The following is a 16,090-nucleotide window of genomic DNA, read 5'->3' as shown; positions in this document are numbered from 1 at the left end:
CGCGGTTAGAGTTCCGGAACTGCTGTAAACAGGAGGACAAACGCGTTCACGGTCAGTAGCGCCAGCACGAGCCACTGGAAGATACGCTCGGGGATGTGGTCGAAGATGTATACGCCGACCCACGCACCGAGGAACACCATCGGAACAGCTATTGCGGCCTCAATCATCAGCGGCGTCGTCACGGCCCCCGTGTACGTGAGACTCCCGAGACGATACAGCATGAGCGTCCCGAAGAAGGCCGTGAAAGTGGCCTTCATTTCCTCATCACTCCAGAACCCGCTTGCCGACATGAACGCCCCGTAGACGATCATCGGCGGGCCGGGGACGGCGACGGAGCCGCCGAAAATCCCGGCGAGCAGGCCGGCCGTCGCGCCGACTGTCTTCCCCGGCCGGTAGTCCATGTCCTCGATCCAGTCGGTGACGACGTCGAGTTGCTGGGTCGCGCCGACGATAATAACCGCGAGCACGAGAACTGCGCCGATAGCGACGCGCATCTGTGCTTTGTTGAACTGGCTGAACACGTAGATGCCGAGCGGCATCCCGACGACGAGGCCGCCGACAGGGACGATCCACTTCTCCCAGTCGAACGCCTCTCGAACGCTCCACCAGACGCGGGCGTTACTCACGACCGCCGTCGCCGTGAAGATGATCGAGGCACTCGAAGGCGACCGGAACAGCGGCATCAGGCCCATCGACACTTGTGCGAAGCCGAATCCGGCGATCCCGTGAATGGCGGATGCCACCAGAATGACGACCGTAGACAATCCCGTCGTCACCCAGTTACTAGTCATCGGTACCGCCTCCACGAGCGAGTCAGCGGTCGCATCTTTACAGACGATATTATGCCTTCCTCGCTTAGGCTAATTGTCCCTAAGAACCGCAAGGAGATGTCCCCTATCACATTTTGAAATCACACTTCGACTGCGCCCCGAGTTTCTGTTTCCAACTCGGGGATAGTGCTTCTCGGCCGTCGTGTCCAATCTTCTGCGACACAGTGTTCGTAGAGGATCTTGTTCGGTATTTCGAATAGTAACCACAACCCATGAACAATAGGAGGACGTATCTGCGACTGCGCCACGATGAACGGGAACGAGACGTCCATCAGTGAGTGGAAGTCCCTCGGTGGCGATCCTGTCAGCGACGGCGCGGGCGACCCAGACGTCGTCTTCGCGCACGTCAGCGACCTCCACGGGCAGCTCACGCCACGCTACCAGGTATACTACGATAACCCGACGTCGAAACCGAGCTTCAAGTTCGGAGACGACGACCGCATCATCAAGCGCGGGGGCGGCGTTCCGCTCCTCGCAGCCAAACTCGAGGAACTCCGCACGGGCCACGATATCTGTACGCTGATGAGCGGCGACACGTTCCACGGCTCCGCCGTGACGACCTACACCGACGGGCGGGCGATGCTCGATCCCATCAACGAGTACATCGACCCCGACATCTACGTCCCAGGAAACTGGGATTACTCGAACGAGGCTGCCGAGGACGGCAACTTTGTGGAACTGATGGACGAACTCGACGCCCCCGTCCTCGCGAACAATCTCTACGACTGGGGGACCGACGACCGACTGTACGACGCCTACGAACTCCTCGACGTTGGGGGAGTTTCGGTCGGCGTCGTCGGGATGACGAACGTCTACGTCGACCGAATGGCGCCCGCGTTCTACGAGGGAAAATACCGCTTCGGCAAACACCCCGCGCTGCTCGAAGAGTCAGCGCATGCCGCCCATGAAGATGGTGCAGATGTCGTGGTCGCCGTCACCGAGATCGGCCTCCCGTGGATGGTCCAGGCTGCCAAGGACTGCCCGAGCGTCGACGTGATGTTCAGCGCGCACACCCACGAGTACACCTACGACCCGATCGTCGTCGAGGAGACCGAGACGGTGGTCGTCGAGTCGGGGATGGGCGAGGCACTCGGCCGTGTCGACCTCCGCGTGCGCGACGGTGACGTGCAGTTCCGACACCACCTCTACTGTCTCACCGAGGACGGCGAGCACACGCCGGAACCGGACGCCGATGCACAGGAGACGGTCGAGGCTGTTCGCGAGCCGTTCTTTGCGGACGACCCCGGGTTCGAGCGGGGAGCCGGAACGCTCGACCGTCCCCTCGATACGATCGTTGGGGAGACGAAAACGCCGCTCTACCGGCAGTCGTTCCTCGAGAGCGCCTGGAACACGCTGTTCAACGACGCACTGCAGGCGCATTTTGACACCGACCTCGCCGTCTCACACGGATTTCGGTACGGGACCGCCATTCCGCCCGGCGAGATCACGCTCGGCCAGCTGTACACGTTCTTCCCGATGACCACGCCGGTCGCTCGCGGCGTCGCCTACGGCCAGCAACTCACGAGTCACATGGAGGAGTTCCTCGAGGACAACTTCACCCCGTATCCCTACGACCAAGAGGACGGTCGAGTCCGGAACTTCTCCTCGAACGTCGAGGTGACCGTCGACCCGACGGCCAAGCGTGGGCGTCGCCTCGTCGAGATGAGAATCGACGGCGAGCCGGTCGATCCCGAGGAGACCTACTCGGTGGCGACGTTTCGCCGGCCCGGCGACCCCGAACGTGATTTAGGTAATTGCGGGTTTCCGTTCCAGGACGTCCAGGTGGACAACGGGACGATTCCGGTCGACGTCATCGTCAAGTACCTCGATGAGCGCTCGCCGGTCGACTACGAGGTGATGGGACTGGTCAAGACGGCCGATGACAGCGGCCGCGCACAGAACACGCCCGCCGACGGGCCGTATCCGTTCATCCAACCGGGCGTCGATTATCAGAGCGGTGAGGCCTACTGCGAGACGGCGATGATTCCTCGTGGGAACGCCTTCCCTGAAGAAGGGCGTAATCGAAAGCGCTAGGCGGCGACGAACTCGACCGCGAAGCGTTCGTCGAGCGGTTGACTGAGAACGCTCCGGAGAAGCCCCCGAACTACGAGACGGTCATCGCCATCAACACCAGCAACGAGACAGTCGTCGACGAGGGGGAGGCGACGGAACTTAAACTCGGACCGAACAACTGTGCCACCTAGAGGACAGAGACCGCTCTCCCGTCGCACATGGAAGAGGTCGTCCTCCACTTCATGGCCGACAACCCCAGCGATTGGCTGTTCCACTGCCACAACATCTACCACCTCGAAGCCGGAATGGCACGCGTCCTGCGATACGTCCGATGACGATCGTTGGAATCGTGTTCCGTCGTGTAACCCGTTGTCGTCCGGTGTATAGACACGACGGAGTTTCGTGTACTTCTAACCGGCGTCGATTGAAGCAACCATACATACACCTTGGGGACGACTAGCATCCATGGGCGAAACAGAGGAGAACGAGTTCGTGGCCGACGACTGGGCGACGCTCCAGCGGCTCCTGTTCCAGGACTCGTGGAACGAGGAGCTCGGACGCCATCGGTCGCCGTACGTGTTCCGCGGCATGATCTCCTATTCGTACTCGCGTTTGGCGTCCCCTGAGGGATCACCGAGTTCGCCACCGGTCTAGTCGACGAACTGTACGGCGGCTAGACCGTGTTCGCGCAGTACGGCGCCAGCGACATCGCGCTGGACCTGCTGTTCAACGCAGTCAGCGCAACGATCCTAGTGCTCTGAGGCACAGATACTTTGACGAGCTGGCCGCCTGCTGGCGCGGCGGGCCGACTAGGCCGAGAAAGCAATAAGACGGATCGCAGGCGAGTGGAAAAGCGGCCCGGATTACGACGGCCAGTTCCGCTTCTTTCGCACGCCCTCGGGCTTAAGCGAGATCGATTCCACCTCGACGCCGTATTCCTGCAAGCGTCGGAATGTTTGCTCGTTGATCTCGCTGCAGGCTCCTTCGACCGAGAGGTGGAGTTCGTTGCCATCGTCCGAAAGCTCGGCGTCCCAGATAATGGTGTCCCATTTCATTGTGAACACCGGGCTTTCGCCCGTCCGCAATCGAGGTGTAGTCCCCCGACGCGGATAAACCCGAGACTCATTTGCAGGTCCTGTGAATGCGACGCACCCGTCGTTTTTAGCGCGTTGGTGTCGATATGACACTCGAATGTCGATGGATGTCGACACCCAGGAGATCGTCGAGGCGATCGAGAGCGAGGACACCAGGAAGATGCTCGCGCTTACCAGTCTTGAACCGATGTCAGCCGACGATCTCGAGGCGGAACTCGACGTGTCGCTCGCAACTGTCTACCGGCACACGGAGGAATTGGTCGAGCTGGAGTTCCTGAACGAAGAGACGGAGATCTCTCCAGACGGGAACAACTACAGCATATACGAGACGGCCGTCCGTGAGATCACGTTCGAGATCACCGACGGCGAGTTCCGCCTCGATCTGCAGTACCGGGACGACATGATCGACCGGTTTGGGCGCCTGTGGCGCTCGCTGGGAGGCGATACTACGTAGCATGTCGTCGGTAGGCGAGGCGGCAGTGCTCCAGACGGTCCAATCGCCCGAGGTCTGGCTGTTCACGGTGATCAATCTCCTCACCTTCGCGCTGGGGCTGCTTCTGACAGTCATCGCGTTTCAGGCCTACCGCCGCGAGGGCATTCGGACGTTCCTGCTCGTCAGCGCCGGTTTCTCGTTCGTGACGATCGGCACGATCATCGAAATGGTGTACGAGTTCGGTGTCAATGACGCTCTCAACACTGGACTGACCGCATTCGGACGGGAACTGTATCTCCTTCGGACTGTCGAGGGGCTATTCATCGCACTTGGACTGTTGCTGTTCGTCCACTCGCTCAGGAAGATCTGAGTCGGAGTGCCGACGGCCGCGGTACGTGCTACGGTTGCAGTTCTTCGTGGTCAGGGTCTGGGTTGGCGACTAATTGGTTTATTTAGTAAAATAAATCGGGATTATATTGCAAGGCCGTGGCTTACCCGTTCAGAGGGTTGACGTGTCGACGGAGGAACCCTGTAATGACAGAAGAGCAAACCAGCATGTTCAGCGTCGATTTGGACGATTCGCGGCGATCGTTTTTGAAGAAGGGCGCGATCGCATCGAGTGTGCTCGCCATTGGTGCCTCCGGTACCGCGATGGCGCAAGACGGTGACATCCTTGACGAGGAGTGGAAGGCACTCATCAACATCAGCAATTTCTACCCGGATGCCCGGTTCACATTCGTGTCGGGTGTCGTCGAGTGGGTGCCCAACTACGGCGACGTCACCGATAGCTGGTTCTCGGACTACAACACCTATCAGATTCGGTGGCTCAATAACGGCGAGGTAGTCCCACTATTCGTCGCTCACGATGCTGACATTGGTGAGTATGACGAAAATCTCGGCTTCATCACTGACGCCGATGATGATCAGAACCAGCCGCAGGTGTTCCAGATGAGCCGCGAATGGTCACCCCTCGGCGATAATGAGGAGGTCATCACTGTCAACGCGAGCCCTGTCGATGAGGAGGACGAAGATGAAATCCTTGAGGGTGACGACTGGTGGCAACCTACTAACTGAACGCCGAGGACAGACGTTAGTCAGTTGTTGAGAATTATATGGTGTTGGGACTTCCGGGGCGCAGCAGGCCCCGGAAGTACCGGCCTGCGTTCAGCCATGTCCGTTCGTTTTTCGGCCATGTTGATCCATCTACCCGAGTCGTGAATGCTGAACGGTAGCTACTGAGAAACTGTAGTCCTTCGGCCTGACTGCGTATCACATTGTTCGTCATATCTCAGCTGAGGCGTTCTCTGGCCGAAAATCAACTGCCGAAGCTAAACCTCGGAAGTACAGATAGAACTCTTTCCACGGTGTTGGTTACACCCACTTCGATGGTGAATTGGCCGATCAATAGGGATGCAAACTGAGTGTTGACTTCTATCCGTTCATACCAAATCACTTTGTGAAAAGAGGCATGTAGAAATAGGACTAATATGCATCTAGGATTGGACGGATACATCGAGTGCGATAGCTGTAAGTTCGTTTTACAGGCGGCGAGTAGTATCGACCCTCTACCGAAAAATTGGGACTCATGTCCCGACTGTGGTGGTACTGATTTCAGTTTCATCAATAAGTGATTTACCTGTACTTATCGCTAACGCGAGATCGCCTGCTGTCCCTGTCTGTGATCTCGGACACCGAGTTCACGTAAGTACATGTGTGTACTGATCATCTCTCCGTTCGTTCTCTTCACACATAGACAATAGTTAACACAAATGCACGCAATAGGTTCTGTAGAGATGACCGAAGACAGCGAGAACCAGCGGGCAGCAGCCGTATGTGAAAATTGTGGAACCGCTCACGCAGTCCGGCTCGGCCCTGACGGCGAAATCCGGCCTATTGGGAACGGGAGAGATGGCACTTGTACATGTGGCGACGGCGATTTTCGTATTCTCAGTAACGATGCAACAGTTCTCGAAGACGTAGAGATGTAGGAGCAACAGCTAAGCGCTTAAGGAACTCGTTCAACAGCAATCTTCGATTTCTATTCCCTTCACTTACTGCTTATTTGGGATTTCTGGCTCTACTGCAGTTCTCAGACACCGCGCTCGCGGTAGCTACAGATACTTACTGTTCGCTTTTAATTTCGACAAGGGATTTAATCCCACACCGACAATGCGGATACCTTCCCTTACGTCTTATTTTCTCATCAGGCAGCCGAATAGCTGGATAAACGGCCTCACAGTTAGAACAGATGGCGACGATCTCCTGTCCAGTCCGAATGTTGCTCATTCAATATAATTGGGCCGCAACGCCCACACAGATATATCAGTGCGTATAGACTCATAAAGAGAAATCACTATTATTGTCTTAAGACCTGCATCTTATTGTTCATATGTAAGGTTTTTCACCTCAGGGGGCGTGTGCTGACATGACATGGGTAGAATACCTGAAAACGTCCCTTCAACCGACACTTCGGACCAAAATGAACTTATCCATGTCGTAATCGAAGACCCGGGTGAAGCTGACAAGTGTGTGTTTTTCCCAGGAAATGCAACAGGTGATGAGCTACATACAAAGTGGATCCTTGCTCTCGAGGATTCGTACGTGCACCGAAAAGATGCTCAATAGTCCGCTTGTACTGACCGTTCACTACAGCGTCAAATGGGTCCGTGACCGATTCTATGCCCCGCTCGGTTAGGAATCAATGTGGGTATCAGTAGGTTCACCACGCTCTGGTCGAGTGAGAAGACTCACTTTCTCCAAGAGCACCGTGCTATCTCGATTCGTTCTCTGTCTGCGTCAGTCAGCTGATCGCCCTCAAGATCATTGAGTTGACTGAGTGCACGATGCAGTCTATATCCTGGTGTGCATCCGTCTTTAGTTAATACTCACAGTAATACTCAGCAGCATCGTTTTTCGTCCAGATTCAACTCTCTCAAGTCGGCTACGAGGAGAAAATAGAGTTTGCGAGGAGCACTTATCGACCGCCTCGATACCGGAGGAGAAGCGTTTGAACTCCTCAGGAACGCCCGGAAAGCGTGGATCTACACCTACATTCGTCATAATGCGGACACCACCATCGACGATATCGTCGACTCCCTTGAGATTCCACAGCGGACTGCCTACGACTATATCAACGATCTCGAATCTGCAGGATTCATTGAGCAGTCGAACGAGAGACGACCGGCACGATATGCAGCTCGTGAGATCGATCTCCAACTGGTACAGGATGATGTTCAGCGGCAGATCGCGCCAGCATTGATCGAGGCGATTGCACGCCGAGAGAGGGATAATGATATTGATACGTACATCGAACGCCACGGCTTGGATGGGCTTGCGGTCGCTCTCGAGTATGCTCGGGAATATGCTGATGGATCAGTAACTCATCGAATTGTGGCCCGAGAGCAGGAGATCTCATCGTTAGAAGCAGGTATTATTCTGGACACACTTCGCCCCATTGTTGAGAAATAACAACCGTATGCGACTGAAAACAGATCTATCTGGTAAGCAGTTCACCACAATTGATGTGCTGACTCACTCACCCCACTGCTTCCGCTGTTAGCGATTGAACAAGGGCATATCCTCCATGTCAGGAGGATAATTTATTGTTCGGTGTTGAGCAACCTACGGTTCTGGTTATTACTGTTTATACTTAATACTACCGTAAGAATATAGATGGTTGTTCGACCGTAGAAGAGCTACCTGCACAAGTCCATCAACTCTTAACAGCGGAAGCAGTGGGGTGGGGGTAAGCTCACCTTCTCTCTCATTGACTGTGAAAGGGGTGTGGTAGATTACATTCTGTAACTGAACAGTCAGTCCTAACAACGGAAGCAGTGGGGTCTGTCTATCACGGTGTCGTTTCTATCAACTCTTCAAGACCTGCTTTCACGCTCGAGGTCGACTGATTCAATTCGTGTTTTTTTGAACTTTCCGCCACTTTTACCGCGATTGATCTCTGCCGATTTGATGATTCCCAATGTCTCGAGTTCGGCAAGATACTCACGAACAGCTCGGTCTGAGACGGGATCGTTACCTTCCCGTTCACAGAGCATCTCGTAAGGTTCGCGAATCTCTCGTGTTCGAGACGGTGTTTTACCCTGTTCTTGGAGCAACGTTAGTGCCCACAGAACCAGTTGTCCGTGGTATGAGTAGTTGATAATGCCTTCTATTACTTGATCAGTCTGTAGTCGCTCACGAGCTTGGGCGACATACTCCTCTGCTACATGATCCACGTTCCTCTCGCGAGCGATGTCGCCACTTTCGAGCAGCAGGTCCAGTGCCTGCCGGGCGTCACCGGAATCTTTCGCTCCGTACGCGGCACACATCTCAATAACGCCCTCCTCAAGGACACCGTCGTGAAAGGCAACTGACTCACGCTGTTTTAGGACTTTGGCAAGATCAGTCGCATTGTATGCGCTAAATGACACCTCTTTCTCGCACAAGCTTGATCGGACCGTCCAACGATGTAGCCGACTGCTTCGGCCTCGAGTTCGCGCTTCGATCGCTCAGCTTCATCGTCGACGCCACTGTGTAACAACGCATGCGCGTACTCGTGAACGAGCGTGACGGCGAGGTCAGCGTCGTTCTCGCGATCACGGACGGCGACGCGTGGCTGCTCTTGAGGGTGGTACTCACAGATTCCCTTGGCACTCCCATGCGACCAGCCCTGGTGTGGTACGACCTCTACGTCTACCTCGAGTGAGTTTGCTGCCTCGAGGAGTGCGGGGACCAACTCGTCAGCCTGTCCCTTTGCTTCGGTCTCGAGGTCGGACAGTGGCTCGCCGTCAGTCTGTGAGATATCGAAGACGGGTGCTGGCCGAAAGCCCACGAGTCCTTTTTCCCAACTGTCCGGAGGGGTTTCATCGTATTCACAGTCACTGCGCTCGTGATACGACGGCGAGTTTCCGCAGTCGGGACACTGCTTTGCGATGATGGGTGCCCAGATCCAGATCGCTGTCTCCCCTTCTTTGACGTGTCGATCAAACGCGTTTTGCCACGTTCGATAGCCGGCAACGCGCGTTGCCTCTGGACACTGAAGTTTGATCAACAGCGTGTTCCGGTGGGAGTAGTCGTGGAAGCGGCTCTGAACGTCCAACCACTCTGTGAACTGCTCGCTTGAGACGGCGTCATCGACCTCATTGACGAGGTCCTGGATCCATGTTTCGATCGTGCTGTGCATCTCGTCGTGCCGGGTGTCCGAATCGTCGAACGTTTCCCGGGAGCTGCTGCTCGTAGCCATGTTTGATCAGTGCTTCTCGAGTCGAATCGAACCGAACTGAACTCGAGAAGACCTCCGCCCCTCTGGGGGTCTCAAAAATACGCTGGACTCGAGCAGCTGAAGAGCTGTTAGTTAAGCAGTTGTGTCGATCTCTACAGGCGGAACAGGTCGGATGTGTTGGGGCCAACCCCGTGACGGTTCACTTGGTGACAGGGACAGATGAGTCGAGTCCAGCAGGGTGTCCGTTCTCCCACTCAACAGCTGAGACTGCATCTGGAAGAGCTGCAAGCCTGTGTGCGACGACATCAAGCGGATGTGAGTCAACAAACTGCGCCGGTTGATGAGTGACAGCCATTGAGCCATCGTTGACTTGCAAATGAACCGGCCCAAGGCCGTCATGCGTATCGTCCTGATGCCAGCCGACGAGTAGGTTTTGTTCTGGTTCGATCCAGTTGAACCAGTAGTACTCGTATGGGTCTCCGGTCTGCAGTTGAAAGCCGATCTCGATGCGAGCTACTGTTGCTGGATAGTTGCCGTCGCCAAGGTGCTGTCGTGGGTTTACTTCGCCGACGACCCGATACGGGCCAGCTTCACGCGGTTCGGAACGTCGTCGACGAACATTGTCGAACTCGCTGCTGAGTCGATTCTGGATACGGTCGTGAAGCCGCTTACTCTGCAAGTTCTTCCGGTTAGCGAGAAAGACAACCATTAGACGAGTGCCGAGTGTGAGTCTGTTTTGGGTGAGGAGAGTTCAACCACATCACCATATAACTGCAATGCATGCTTCACGAGCCCGAGTTCCGTGTTGATCGACTCCCACGTCGCGATCACGTTGCGGCGTTCACGAAGCTCGTCAGCCGAGAGTTCGTCTGCAGCGAATTGCTCCCGAAACTCGTTGAGTGATTGGACGGCATACTCGTCTGCCAACTCTTCCTGCTCTTGTTTCAAATCTGTGAGTTGGCTCTCCAGTTCGTCGCGTGAATGCTTCTCGATTAGATTGGTGACCTCATCGAAGAGCATCCGAACGGGATTCAGATCATACGCTTTTGTTCCATTGACAGTCGTCTCTGTAACCCAGTCATCGCTCTGCAGTCGCTGGAGTTCATCGTCGGCTGTTGTGCGTGAAACGTTCGCCCGGTCTGCGATTTCCTGCACTGGCGTAGGCTCTTCCAATAATTCTACGACGTACCGGATACGCTCACGGCCACTCATGTCTTCCTCCCATGACCTTGGATTTGATTCAGACATCGTACTACCACTTGTACTATACGACTCAAATAATTTTCCCTAGCTCAAATAATCAAACAGTAGCGATAGCAGTCTAATACCTGAACTGCGCTTTTCGTGGTGATTGCCCTTCGTCAACGTAGAGGCCCATACTCGAGAGCATCTCGAGGAATATGAACTGCGCAGTAGCGTAGCTGGGTCCACGTTCCGTTCGTGTCTTCTCGAGCAGGTACTTGAGTTGAGCGAGGTCTTGGAGGACGCTCTCGGGATAACCGTCGGAATGCCGGTAGACCTGTGCGATGCGATTGATTGAATCCTGTTCTGCTGCAGACTCGTTTCGGTGGACGAATCGGAGTTGACTTCGGGTTGATATCGATTTCTCCGGCGCGAGTGCGCCGGCATCCATCACCGGCGTATACCAACTTCTGCGGACGGGGTGGTCTGGCGTCACATTACGGTTCTGTCACTTTCTGTACCAGGTGGGATACATCTACGTGTTCGTCTGTGTTGGACTCGCCCTGCTCAATAAGTTCTCTCCGTAGAGAGTCATCGAACTGTTCACACTGTCCATATTGAGGGCTCTGAATCGACAAGTACAGACGGTGGACTTACCACCTTCTAAAGTCACGTGATAGTACATGAGCGAGGAAAGTGAGACAGCATCGAGCGGAAAAGACGTGGGGGTAGGAATGGCGATTGGGATCGTAATCGGGGTCGCTATCGGTTCTGTTACGGATAATATCGGACTGTGGATCGCACTTGGAGTGGCATTTGGTGCTGCAATCGGAACTGGATTGAGTAACCGGGTATAGAGATGTATGATCCCTGATTGAGGAGTACGCATACCTATTTATCGGTCGGTTTTTCTGTGACTCTCTATAGGTTCGCACTTAATACCACCAAGAATTTTCGCTACACACGTTCTGGTCGAATAAAATCGATGGGTGCTGATTATATTCTTCTTCTTTAATATTAATATAGAGGGCCTCTGATGACTCGCCGCTTTCATCACAATCCGGATAAAATCTGTATTCTTCGCGTATTGCAGGCAGATCTATCAGACTAACACGAACAATATACGGTTGGCTCTTAACCACATTCTGCTTTTTTAGAGTATATGTAGGACGATCTTCTGGGCGTGCCTGGAGTTCAAACTCCCGATCAAACGCGATTGCTTCGCTTCGTTCATTCTGATTCTCTCTATAAAACTCAACCCTCACCCAGTGTTTTTCATCATCAAAATTATTTATTCTTAATGTAAGCATTGGGTAATTAGGAATGTGAGTTAAACATCCTCCAAAGAGAGTTGAAAGCAAACTACCTCCCGCAGCCATGAACTTGCGCCGAGATGAAGTCATCTTTCTGTGGTAATTATCAAAACAAACGTAAATTATTTTGCTGTTGTGGGAGACTTAGGTTTTGGCGTCTTTCTGGCGATAGAGATCAGGTCTCTGTTCTCTAAGTTATTTATACTGAATCGAGAAATGTAATGTTCAGTTCGCACATCTACTTACCGTCTAATTCACCGCAGCAGTCGATGAACCAAACCAGTAGAGGTACTCTCTGCTACCCGCCGAGAACAAGGTTTAGTCGGGACGGCGCGTAATTCCCCCGTATGCCATTCAGCGTCAGTTGGCACACGCTTCTCGAGCATCTGGATGAGCTGCCGGCGGACGCGACACTGATCACACCACTGTCGCACTCCCGCATCCATATCACAGATGCCCAAGAACACCGCGTTATCGTCCAGTTTGACGAGTCGAACGAGAAGCGTCCGCTCCAACGCGATCAGTTCGAGACACTCTACCATCAGATACAGACCGCGCACGATGGGTTCGATCTCGACCGGCTGCCGCCAGATGCGGACCCGTATCCAGCGGTGTTGAGCGTCCATCCTCGGTTCGAGATCGACGAGGACGCGGGTGTGATCGCCGAGACAGACGGGCCGACAACGACCCAATTGGCCGACACAGCACACGAACCAGACACCGACGATGACCGCACCGAACCCGACGGTCTGGACGTCTACTCGGATGCGCTGCTACTGATTGATGCGCTCGAGCGCCACGACGTAACTGACCTGCCTGGGTTGGAGACGGCCACACTGGTGAATCTCTACACGCTGCTGTCGGATGTCCAGCGTGATGCTAACGACTTTCGCCAGGAGGTCGCCGATGTGCTTCTCTCACGGCTTCATCACGACCGGCCTGTTGCTGGTCAATACGGCTCGGTCCAGCGCACGAGTCGCCGCAATCGCTCACTCAAAGACGATGAGGGCGTCCTCTCAATGCTTGAGGCGGAAGGGATCGACCGTGAGCGCGTCATGAGCGTTGATCGCCAGAAGGTTGACGAAGCACTCGAGGTGACGACACTCACTGAGTCCGATGTTTATGAGATCGATGAGAGCGAGTATGTTCGCAAGGCGGAGGTCGACGACGATGTCAAGGAGTCACGCCTTCAGGGATTGAAAGATCGACTTGCTGCCAGCGAGGAGACAGAAGCTGAGGAACTGCGACAGGAAATCGAAGCGCTCGAAGAGCGTATCGATGACCTCACGAGTTTCCGAGCAGGTACTGAAGTTCAATGACGACTGTTGGTGACCTTCTTGTCATCATATACGATGCAAGAGACTGGCGGGGTATCTCTCGGTTGTTCTGCAACTGTTAGCAGGAGTTCCGAATCAGTTATTCTTGTCCTGTGAACGGAGTTTGTTGGCCCGCTTCTCGAGTAGCCGGAGGATTGGGACGCGTTGTTGGTGCTGGTTTTCGTAGGCGATGCAGGCTCGCAGCGTCTCCATATCGTTGATCGTCGCGATGCTGGCATCGATGAGCCGTGTGTTCGGTGCTTCGAGCCGCTGTGCTGGTGAGAGTTTGCTCGAGTGTTCTGATGTGTTGCTCATTGGCTGTTGCCTCTACCCCTGTTGAGGCACAAAGAACTGTGTCGACGCTATTGGAGGGATTTCCGTGAGTGGACCAGTAGTATTTGGTAAGCACAGGGATTCTACTTATCTGGAAGACTCACGGTCAAATCCACCCATCAGGGAGTTCGTCCTGATGATTAGAAATCAATTCAAGCAACGGACGAATCTCGTCAAATTCAGGACCTTTAACAACTTCGTGTGAGTCTTTTTTCCACCTGATGTACCCTTCTGACTCCAATTTTGGAAGGTGCATATGGAAGAACTCTGATTGCAACGCTTCCAATTCTTTTTCACCCATGTGGATATCTTCGGGAATATTCACCTTGTCTTCTTGTGGGTTGTGCTCAATTAGACTCATTAATAAACGACGCCGGCTCTGGTCCGCAAGTGTTGTGAGAATCGTCCCCAAATCTGTGGACTCACTCATGTTTTTGAGTGTGGATGAGTAGTTAGGAAAGCTTTGGGGGAGACGAACACACAGATAAGTTTGGAGATTAACTTACTGCATCGGTTGTTTTAGTCAAAACTCTACTCTGAGTGAATATCTCACTCGCCTGCTGCTATCGTTCTGCATCGTAGACGATCTGGGAAGGAGCTTCGTAGCCACAGTCCGGACAGTCGAACCATCGCTGGACCTTCGCACCAGCAGCAGATTTCTGGCCGACGATTACATTATCGTTCGGACACTCCGGGCAAGCGAGTTCGGGGGCTGGGCGGTCCCGGAGTGCATCCCGAACGCTGGTCGCTTCTTTTGTCTCGAAGCCTCGTGACCACACCGGATAGCCGTCGACGAGGATCGCTGCCCTCCACTTGTACGCGTAGGAATTCGGGGCACGATGCAGGACCGCTCGCGCTCCAGTCACTGTGTTTCGATATGCTAGCGTGGGTGTTCGACTCTCTCGTGTCCAGTTGGTGATTCGGGGCATGAGTACTCAGAAATGGACGTCTGCTGGCACGATCCAGCACGTCTCGCGCTCGTCAGTAGCCTCGAGGAGGTGATCGAGGTGTCCGCGATGGCGGATGCCTGTCGCGTGTTGATCATACAGGCAGATCGACGGGCCACGGGAGGCACCGACCTGCTGGAAGGCGTGCCGAGCGAGACCCTCGTCGCGCATGATCTCGTCGTTGTTGTGTTCCTCGAGTGCTTGTTTCACCCGATTCAGATTTCGTTGGAACGTTTCCGTCGTAGTCTCCCAGGCCCGCTCGAGGAGTTCTTCACCTTCGTCGGACGTAACGGGTGCAGCTGTCGGCAGGTCGCCCCACCGTGCTTTTTCAGCCACTGTCGTGTCCTCTTCGTCGAAGGTGACGTAGTAGTCGAACACCGCACAGGAATGCGGCTCTGCGCCAACCAGTCGATCGAACACGGTCTTTCCGGTTGACAGTGCCTCGTCTGCTGTCGATGCCTCTACCAACGAATAAATGATCATATGCATCTGGGATACCTCACTGTGCCGCCGCTCTGGTCAGTGTTCGCTTGATCCGACCCAGTGCGCCGGCACCCATTACCGGCGCAGAAAATCACTGCTGGAACGCACCTGTCTCACGGAGGAGAACGATCCGGATCGGTAGTAACATCCAACATAGACAGCGGTCATCAAGTTGCTCGACTCGTCGACAGCTTCGAATTGACTGCGAGTGCCTTCGGAAACTTGCACCTCTGCCTCGAGTGAGTTGCTGATTGGGGTGCATATGACTGACAGACTCGCAAGTGGTTTGTTTCAACCCTCTTTGATCGAATTAGACGGAAAGTAGATGTTCTTACTTGTCATTAAAGATTCTATCAGATACAAGCGGTTTTATGGGTGTGTGCTAAGTCAAGTAGATGATTTGATGCGAAATGGCCATTCACTGAGAAGCGCTTAATTTGCGTAGCACGGGTGCCCGGTGAGCCGTAATAGTTTAATCAGCATAATTGACAATTCATACTATGCCCTCCCGACGTGAAGTGCTCCTCACTGGCGGAACCATCCTGAGTTCGACGTTCGCTGGTTGTCTGGATACATTCAGAACAACTGGCTCACTTCAGGAAGTGGACGTTGAACTCCACAACGGAGATGACGAAACTCACACCTTTCACCTCGCTCTCGAACTCGAAAGCGAAATCATGGAATGGAAATCGCACTCCGTCAATGCAGAAACCAGAAAACCGATTGTGATTACGCCACCTGAGGATACATCACCCGTAGCGTTACATGGGGCTGTTGACGACTTCGCAGATGGTGTTGAGTTCGTTGGCGTAGATGACGTTAATAGAGATTTTTGTCTCCAAGTGGCCTTCTGGTATCAGCTTGACAATGGTAATGATACACTCACTGACCTTATGCAATCAGCCGATAGGAGGTGCTGATATTTGAT

18 protein-coding genes and 4 pseudogenes are annotated in these 16,090 nt (G+C 54.2%); 10 read left to right on the top strand and 12 right to left on the bottom strand.

Going from position 1 to position 16,090, the window contains the following annotated elements; all coding sequences use genetic code 11:
- Positions 1-5: 5 nt before the first annotated feature.
- Entirely contained in the window at positions 6-791 is a 786-nt protein-coding gene (locus E2L06_RS15965) for a sulfite exporter TauE/SafE family protein (RefSeq protein ID WP_138782672.1), read from the bottom strand.
- 288 nt (positions 792-1,079) lie between these two features.
- Between E2L06_RS15965 and E2L06_RS15960 the strand changes: the two genes are divergently transcribed.
- From E2L06_RS15960 to E2L06_RS15945, 4 genes and pseudogenes are all read left to right on the top strand, one after another.
- Positions 1,080-2,864 (top strand): bifunctional metallophosphatase/5'-nucleotidase, encoded by a 1,785-nt coding sequence (locus tag E2L06_RS15960; RefSeq protein WP_138782671.1) that lies wholly within the window; start codon positions 1,080-1,082, stop codon positions 2,862-2,864.
- Positions 2,865-2,875: 11 nt separating this feature from the next.
- Positions 2,876-3,034 (top strand): annotated as a pseudogene (locus E2L06_RS15955) (MBL fold metallo-hydrolase); the annotation flags it as partial.
- Between the two features lie 15 nt (positions 3,035-3,049).
- A pseudogene (locus E2L06_RS15950) lies at positions 3,050-3,178 on the top strand (multicopper oxidase domain-containing protein); the annotation flags it as partial.
- Between the two features lie 130 nt (positions 3,179-3,308).
- Positions 3,309-3,497 carry a hypothetical protein gene (locus tag E2L06_RS15945; protein WP_138782669.1) on the top strand — a complete coding sequence of 63 codons (189 nt, stop codon included), beginning with the start codon at positions 3,309-3,311 and terminating at the stop codon, positions 3,495-3,497.
- A gap of 209 nt (positions 3,498-3,706) precedes the next feature.
- Here E2L06_RS15945 and E2L06_RS15940 read toward each other — a convergent pair whose 3' ends face one another.
- The gene (locus tag E2L06_RS15940) at positions 3,707-3,898 is read right to left on the bottom strand and encodes a hypothetical protein (protein WP_138782668.1); all 192 of its coding nucleotides are present in this window, start codon (positions 3,896-3,898) and stop codon (positions 3,707-3,709) included.
- A gap of 136 nt (positions 3,899-4,034) precedes the next feature.
- Between E2L06_RS15940 and E2L06_RS15935 the strand changes: the two genes are divergently transcribed.
- The 4 genes from E2L06_RS15935 to E2L06_RS15915 all read left to right on the top strand — a co-directional run bounded on the left by E2L06_RS15935 (position 4,035) and on the right by E2L06_RS15915 (position 7,838).
- Positions 4,035-4,391 (top strand): helix-turn-helix domain-containing protein, encoded by a 357-nt coding sequence (locus E2L06_RS15935; RefSeq protein ID WP_138782667.1) that lies wholly within the window; start codon positions 4,035-4,037, stop codon positions 4,389-4,391.
- A gap of 1 nt (position 4,392) precedes the next feature.
- Positions 4,393-4,740: a hypothetical protein gene (locus tag E2L06_RS15930; protein ID WP_138782666.1), complete on the top strand. Its 348-nt coding sequence runs from the start codon at positions 4,393-4,395 to the stop codon at positions 4,738-4,740.
- Positions 4,741-4,904: 164 nt separating this feature from the next.
- Complete coding sequence (locus E2L06_RS15925; RefSeq protein WP_138782665.1) at positions 4,905-5,444, top strand: twin-arginine translocation signal domain-containing protein; 540 nt, start codon at positions 4,905-4,907, stop codon at positions 5,442-5,444.
- Between the two features lie 1,887 nt (positions 5,445-7,331).
- Positions 7,332-7,838: a helix-turn-helix domain-containing protein gene (locus E2L06_RS15915; protein WP_138782663.1), complete on the top strand. Its 507-nt coding sequence runs from the start codon at positions 7,332-7,334 to the stop codon at positions 7,836-7,838.
- 379 nt (positions 7,839-8,217) lie between these two features.
- On the opposite strand, the pseudogene E2L06_RS15910 reads toward E2L06_RS15915, so the two are convergent.
- The 6 genes and pseudogenes from E2L06_RS15910 to E2L06_RS15885 all read right to left on the bottom strand — a co-directional run.
- A pseudogene (locus E2L06_RS15910) lies at positions 8,218-8,824 on the bottom strand (Cdc6/Cdc18 family protein); the annotation flags it as partial.
- Complete coding sequence (locus tag E2L06_RS15905; protein WP_249361471.1) at positions 8,752-9,609, bottom strand: ArdC-like ssDNA-binding domain-containing protein; 858 nt, start codon at positions 9,607-9,609, stop codon at positions 8,752-8,754. The pseudogene E2L06_RS15910 and the gene E2L06_RS15905, both read right to left, overlap by 73 nt.
- 178 nt (positions 9,610-9,787) lie before the next feature.
- Positions 9,788-10,297 carry a hypothetical protein gene (locus tag E2L06_RS15900; protein WP_138782662.1) on the bottom strand — a complete coding sequence of 170 codons (510 nt, stop codon included), beginning with the start codon at positions 10,295-10,297 and terminating at the stop codon, positions 9,788-9,790.
- Positions 10,297-10,800: a winged helix-turn-helix domain-containing protein gene (locus E2L06_RS15895; protein ID WP_138782661.1), complete on the bottom strand. Its 504-nt coding sequence runs from the start codon at positions 10,798-10,800 to the stop codon at positions 10,297-10,299. Before E2L06_RS15895 ends, E2L06_RS15900 begins: the two co-directional genes overlap by 1 nt.
- 139 nt (positions 10,801-10,939) lie before the next feature.
- Positions 10,940-11,188, bottom strand: a pseudogene (locus tag E2L06_RS15890) (hypothetical protein); the annotation flags it as partial.
- A gap of 517 nt (positions 11,189-11,705) precedes the next feature.
- Positions 11,706-12,173, bottom strand: coding sequence for a hypothetical protein (locus E2L06_RS15885; RefSeq protein WP_138782660.1), 468 nt, complete (start codon positions 12,171-12,173; stop codon positions 11,706-11,708).
- 257 nt (positions 12,174-12,430) lie between these two features.
- Between E2L06_RS15885 and E2L06_RS15880 the strand changes: the two genes are divergently transcribed.
- On the top strand, positions 12,431-13,402 hold the full coding sequence (locus E2L06_RS15880; RefSeq protein WP_138782659.1) for a hypothetical protein: 972 nt from the start codon (positions 12,431-12,433) through the stop codon (positions 13,400-13,402).
- Between the two features lie 93 nt (positions 13,403-13,495).
- Here E2L06_RS15880 and E2L06_RS15875 read toward each other — a convergent pair whose 3' ends face one another.
- From E2L06_RS15875 to E2L06_RS15860, 4 genes are all read right to left on the bottom strand, one after another.
- Positions 13,496-13,714, bottom strand: coding sequence for a hypothetical protein (locus E2L06_RS15875; RefSeq protein ID WP_138782658.1), 219 nt, complete (start codon positions 13,712-13,714; stop codon positions 13,496-13,498).
- Between the two features lie 124 nt (positions 13,715-13,838).
- Positions 13,839-14,162, bottom strand: a complete 324-nt coding sequence (locus tag E2L06_RS15870; protein ID WP_138782657.1) for an ArsR family transcriptional regulator — start codon at positions 14,160-14,162, stop codon at positions 13,839-13,841.
- 133 nt (positions 14,163-14,295) lie between these two features.
- Entirely contained in the window at positions 14,296-14,661 is a 366-nt protein-coding gene (locus E2L06_RS15865; protein ID WP_138782656.1) for a hypothetical protein, read from the bottom strand.
- Between the two features lie 6 nt (positions 14,662-14,667).
- On the bottom strand, positions 14,668-15,168 hold the full coding sequence (locus tag E2L06_RS15860) for a hypothetical protein (protein ID WP_138782655.1): 501 nt from the start codon (positions 15,166-15,168) through the stop codon (positions 14,668-14,670).
- Between the two features lie 494 nt (positions 15,169-15,662).
- Here E2L06_RS15860 and E2L06_RS15855 point away from each other — a divergent pair, with 494 nt between their 5' ends.
- Positions 15,663-16,082: a hypothetical protein gene (locus E2L06_RS15855; protein WP_138782654.1), complete on the top strand. Its 420-nt coding sequence runs from the start codon at positions 15,663-15,665 to the stop codon at positions 16,080-16,082.
- Positions 16,083-16,090: the final 8 nt, after the last annotated feature.

Source organism: Haloterrigena sp. H1 (assembly GCF_005938085.1).
Taxonomy (GTDB): Archaea; Halobacteriota; Halobacteria; order Halobacteriales; family Natrialbaceae; genus Natrinema.
The sequence above is the reverse complement of the archived record's forward strand: the minus strand, read 5'-3'. Positions and strand labels throughout refer to the sequence as shown.

Bases quoted from the DNA above. Each gene is read 5' to 3' on its own strand.
- E2L06_RS15965 (WP_138782672.1), bottom strand. From the start codon at position 791: ATGACTAGTAACTGGGTGACGACGGGATTGTCTACGGTCGTCATTCTG.
- E2L06_RS15960 (WP_138782671.1), top strand. From the start codon at position 1,080: ATGAACGGGAACGAGACGTCCATCAGTGAGTGGAAGTCCCTCGGTGGC.
- E2L06_RS15945 (WP_138782669.1), top strand. From the start codon at position 3,309: ATGGGCGAAACAGAGGAGAACGAGTTCGTGGCCGACGACTGGGCGACG.
- E2L06_RS15940 (WP_138782668.1), bottom strand. From the start codon at position 3,898: ATGAAATGGGACACCATTATCTGGGACGCCGAGCTTTCGGACGATGGC.
- E2L06_RS15935 (WP_138782667.1), top strand. From the start codon at position 4,035: ATGTCGATGGATGTCGACACCCAGGAGATCGTCGAGGCGATCGAGAGC.
- E2L06_RS15930 (WP_138782666.1), top strand. From the start codon at position 4,393: ATGTCGTCGGTAGGCGAGGCGGCAGTGCTCCAGACGGTCCAATCGCCC.
- E2L06_RS15925 (WP_138782665.1), top strand. From the start codon at position 4,905: ATGACAGAAGAGCAAACCAGCATGTTCAGCGTCGATTTGGACGATTCG.
- E2L06_RS15905 (WP_249361471.1), bottom strand. From the start codon at position 9,609: ATGGCTACGAGCAGCAGCTCCCGGGAAACGTTCGACGATTCGGACACC.
- E2L06_RS15900 (WP_138782662.1), bottom strand. From the start codon at position 10,297: ATGGTTGTCTTTCTCGCTAACCGGAAGAACTTGCAGAGTAAGCGGCTT.
- E2L06_RS15895 (WP_138782661.1), bottom strand. From the start codon at position 10,800: ATGAGTGGCCGTGAGCGTATCCGGTACGTCGTAGAATTATTGGAAGAG.
- E2L06_RS15885 (WP_138782660.1), bottom strand. From the start codon at position 12,173: ATGACTTCATCTCGGCGCAAGTTCATGGCTGCGGGAGGTAGTTTGCTT.
- E2L06_RS15880 (WP_138782659.1), top strand. From the start codon at position 12,431: ATGCCATTCAGCGTCAGTTGGCACACGCTTCTCGAGCATCTGGATGAG.
- E2L06_RS15875 (WP_138782658.1), bottom strand. From the start codon at position 13,714: ATGAGCAACACATCAGAACACTCGAGCAAACTCTCACCAGCACAGCGG.
- E2L06_RS15870 (WP_138782657.1), bottom strand. From the start codon at position 14,162: ATGAGTGAGTCCACAGATTTGGGGACGATTCTCACAACACTTGCGGAC.
- E2L06_RS15865 (WP_138782656.1), bottom strand. From the start codon at position 14,661: ATGCCCCGAATCACCAACTGGACACGAGAGAGTCGAACACCCACGCTA.
- E2L06_RS15860 (WP_138782655.1), bottom strand. From the start codon at position 15,168: ATGCATATGATCATTTATTCGTTGGTAGAGGCATCGACAGCAGACGAG.
- E2L06_RS15855 (WP_138782654.1), top strand. From the start codon at position 15,663: ATGCCCTCCCGACGTGAAGTGCTCCTCACTGGCGGAACCATCCTGAGT.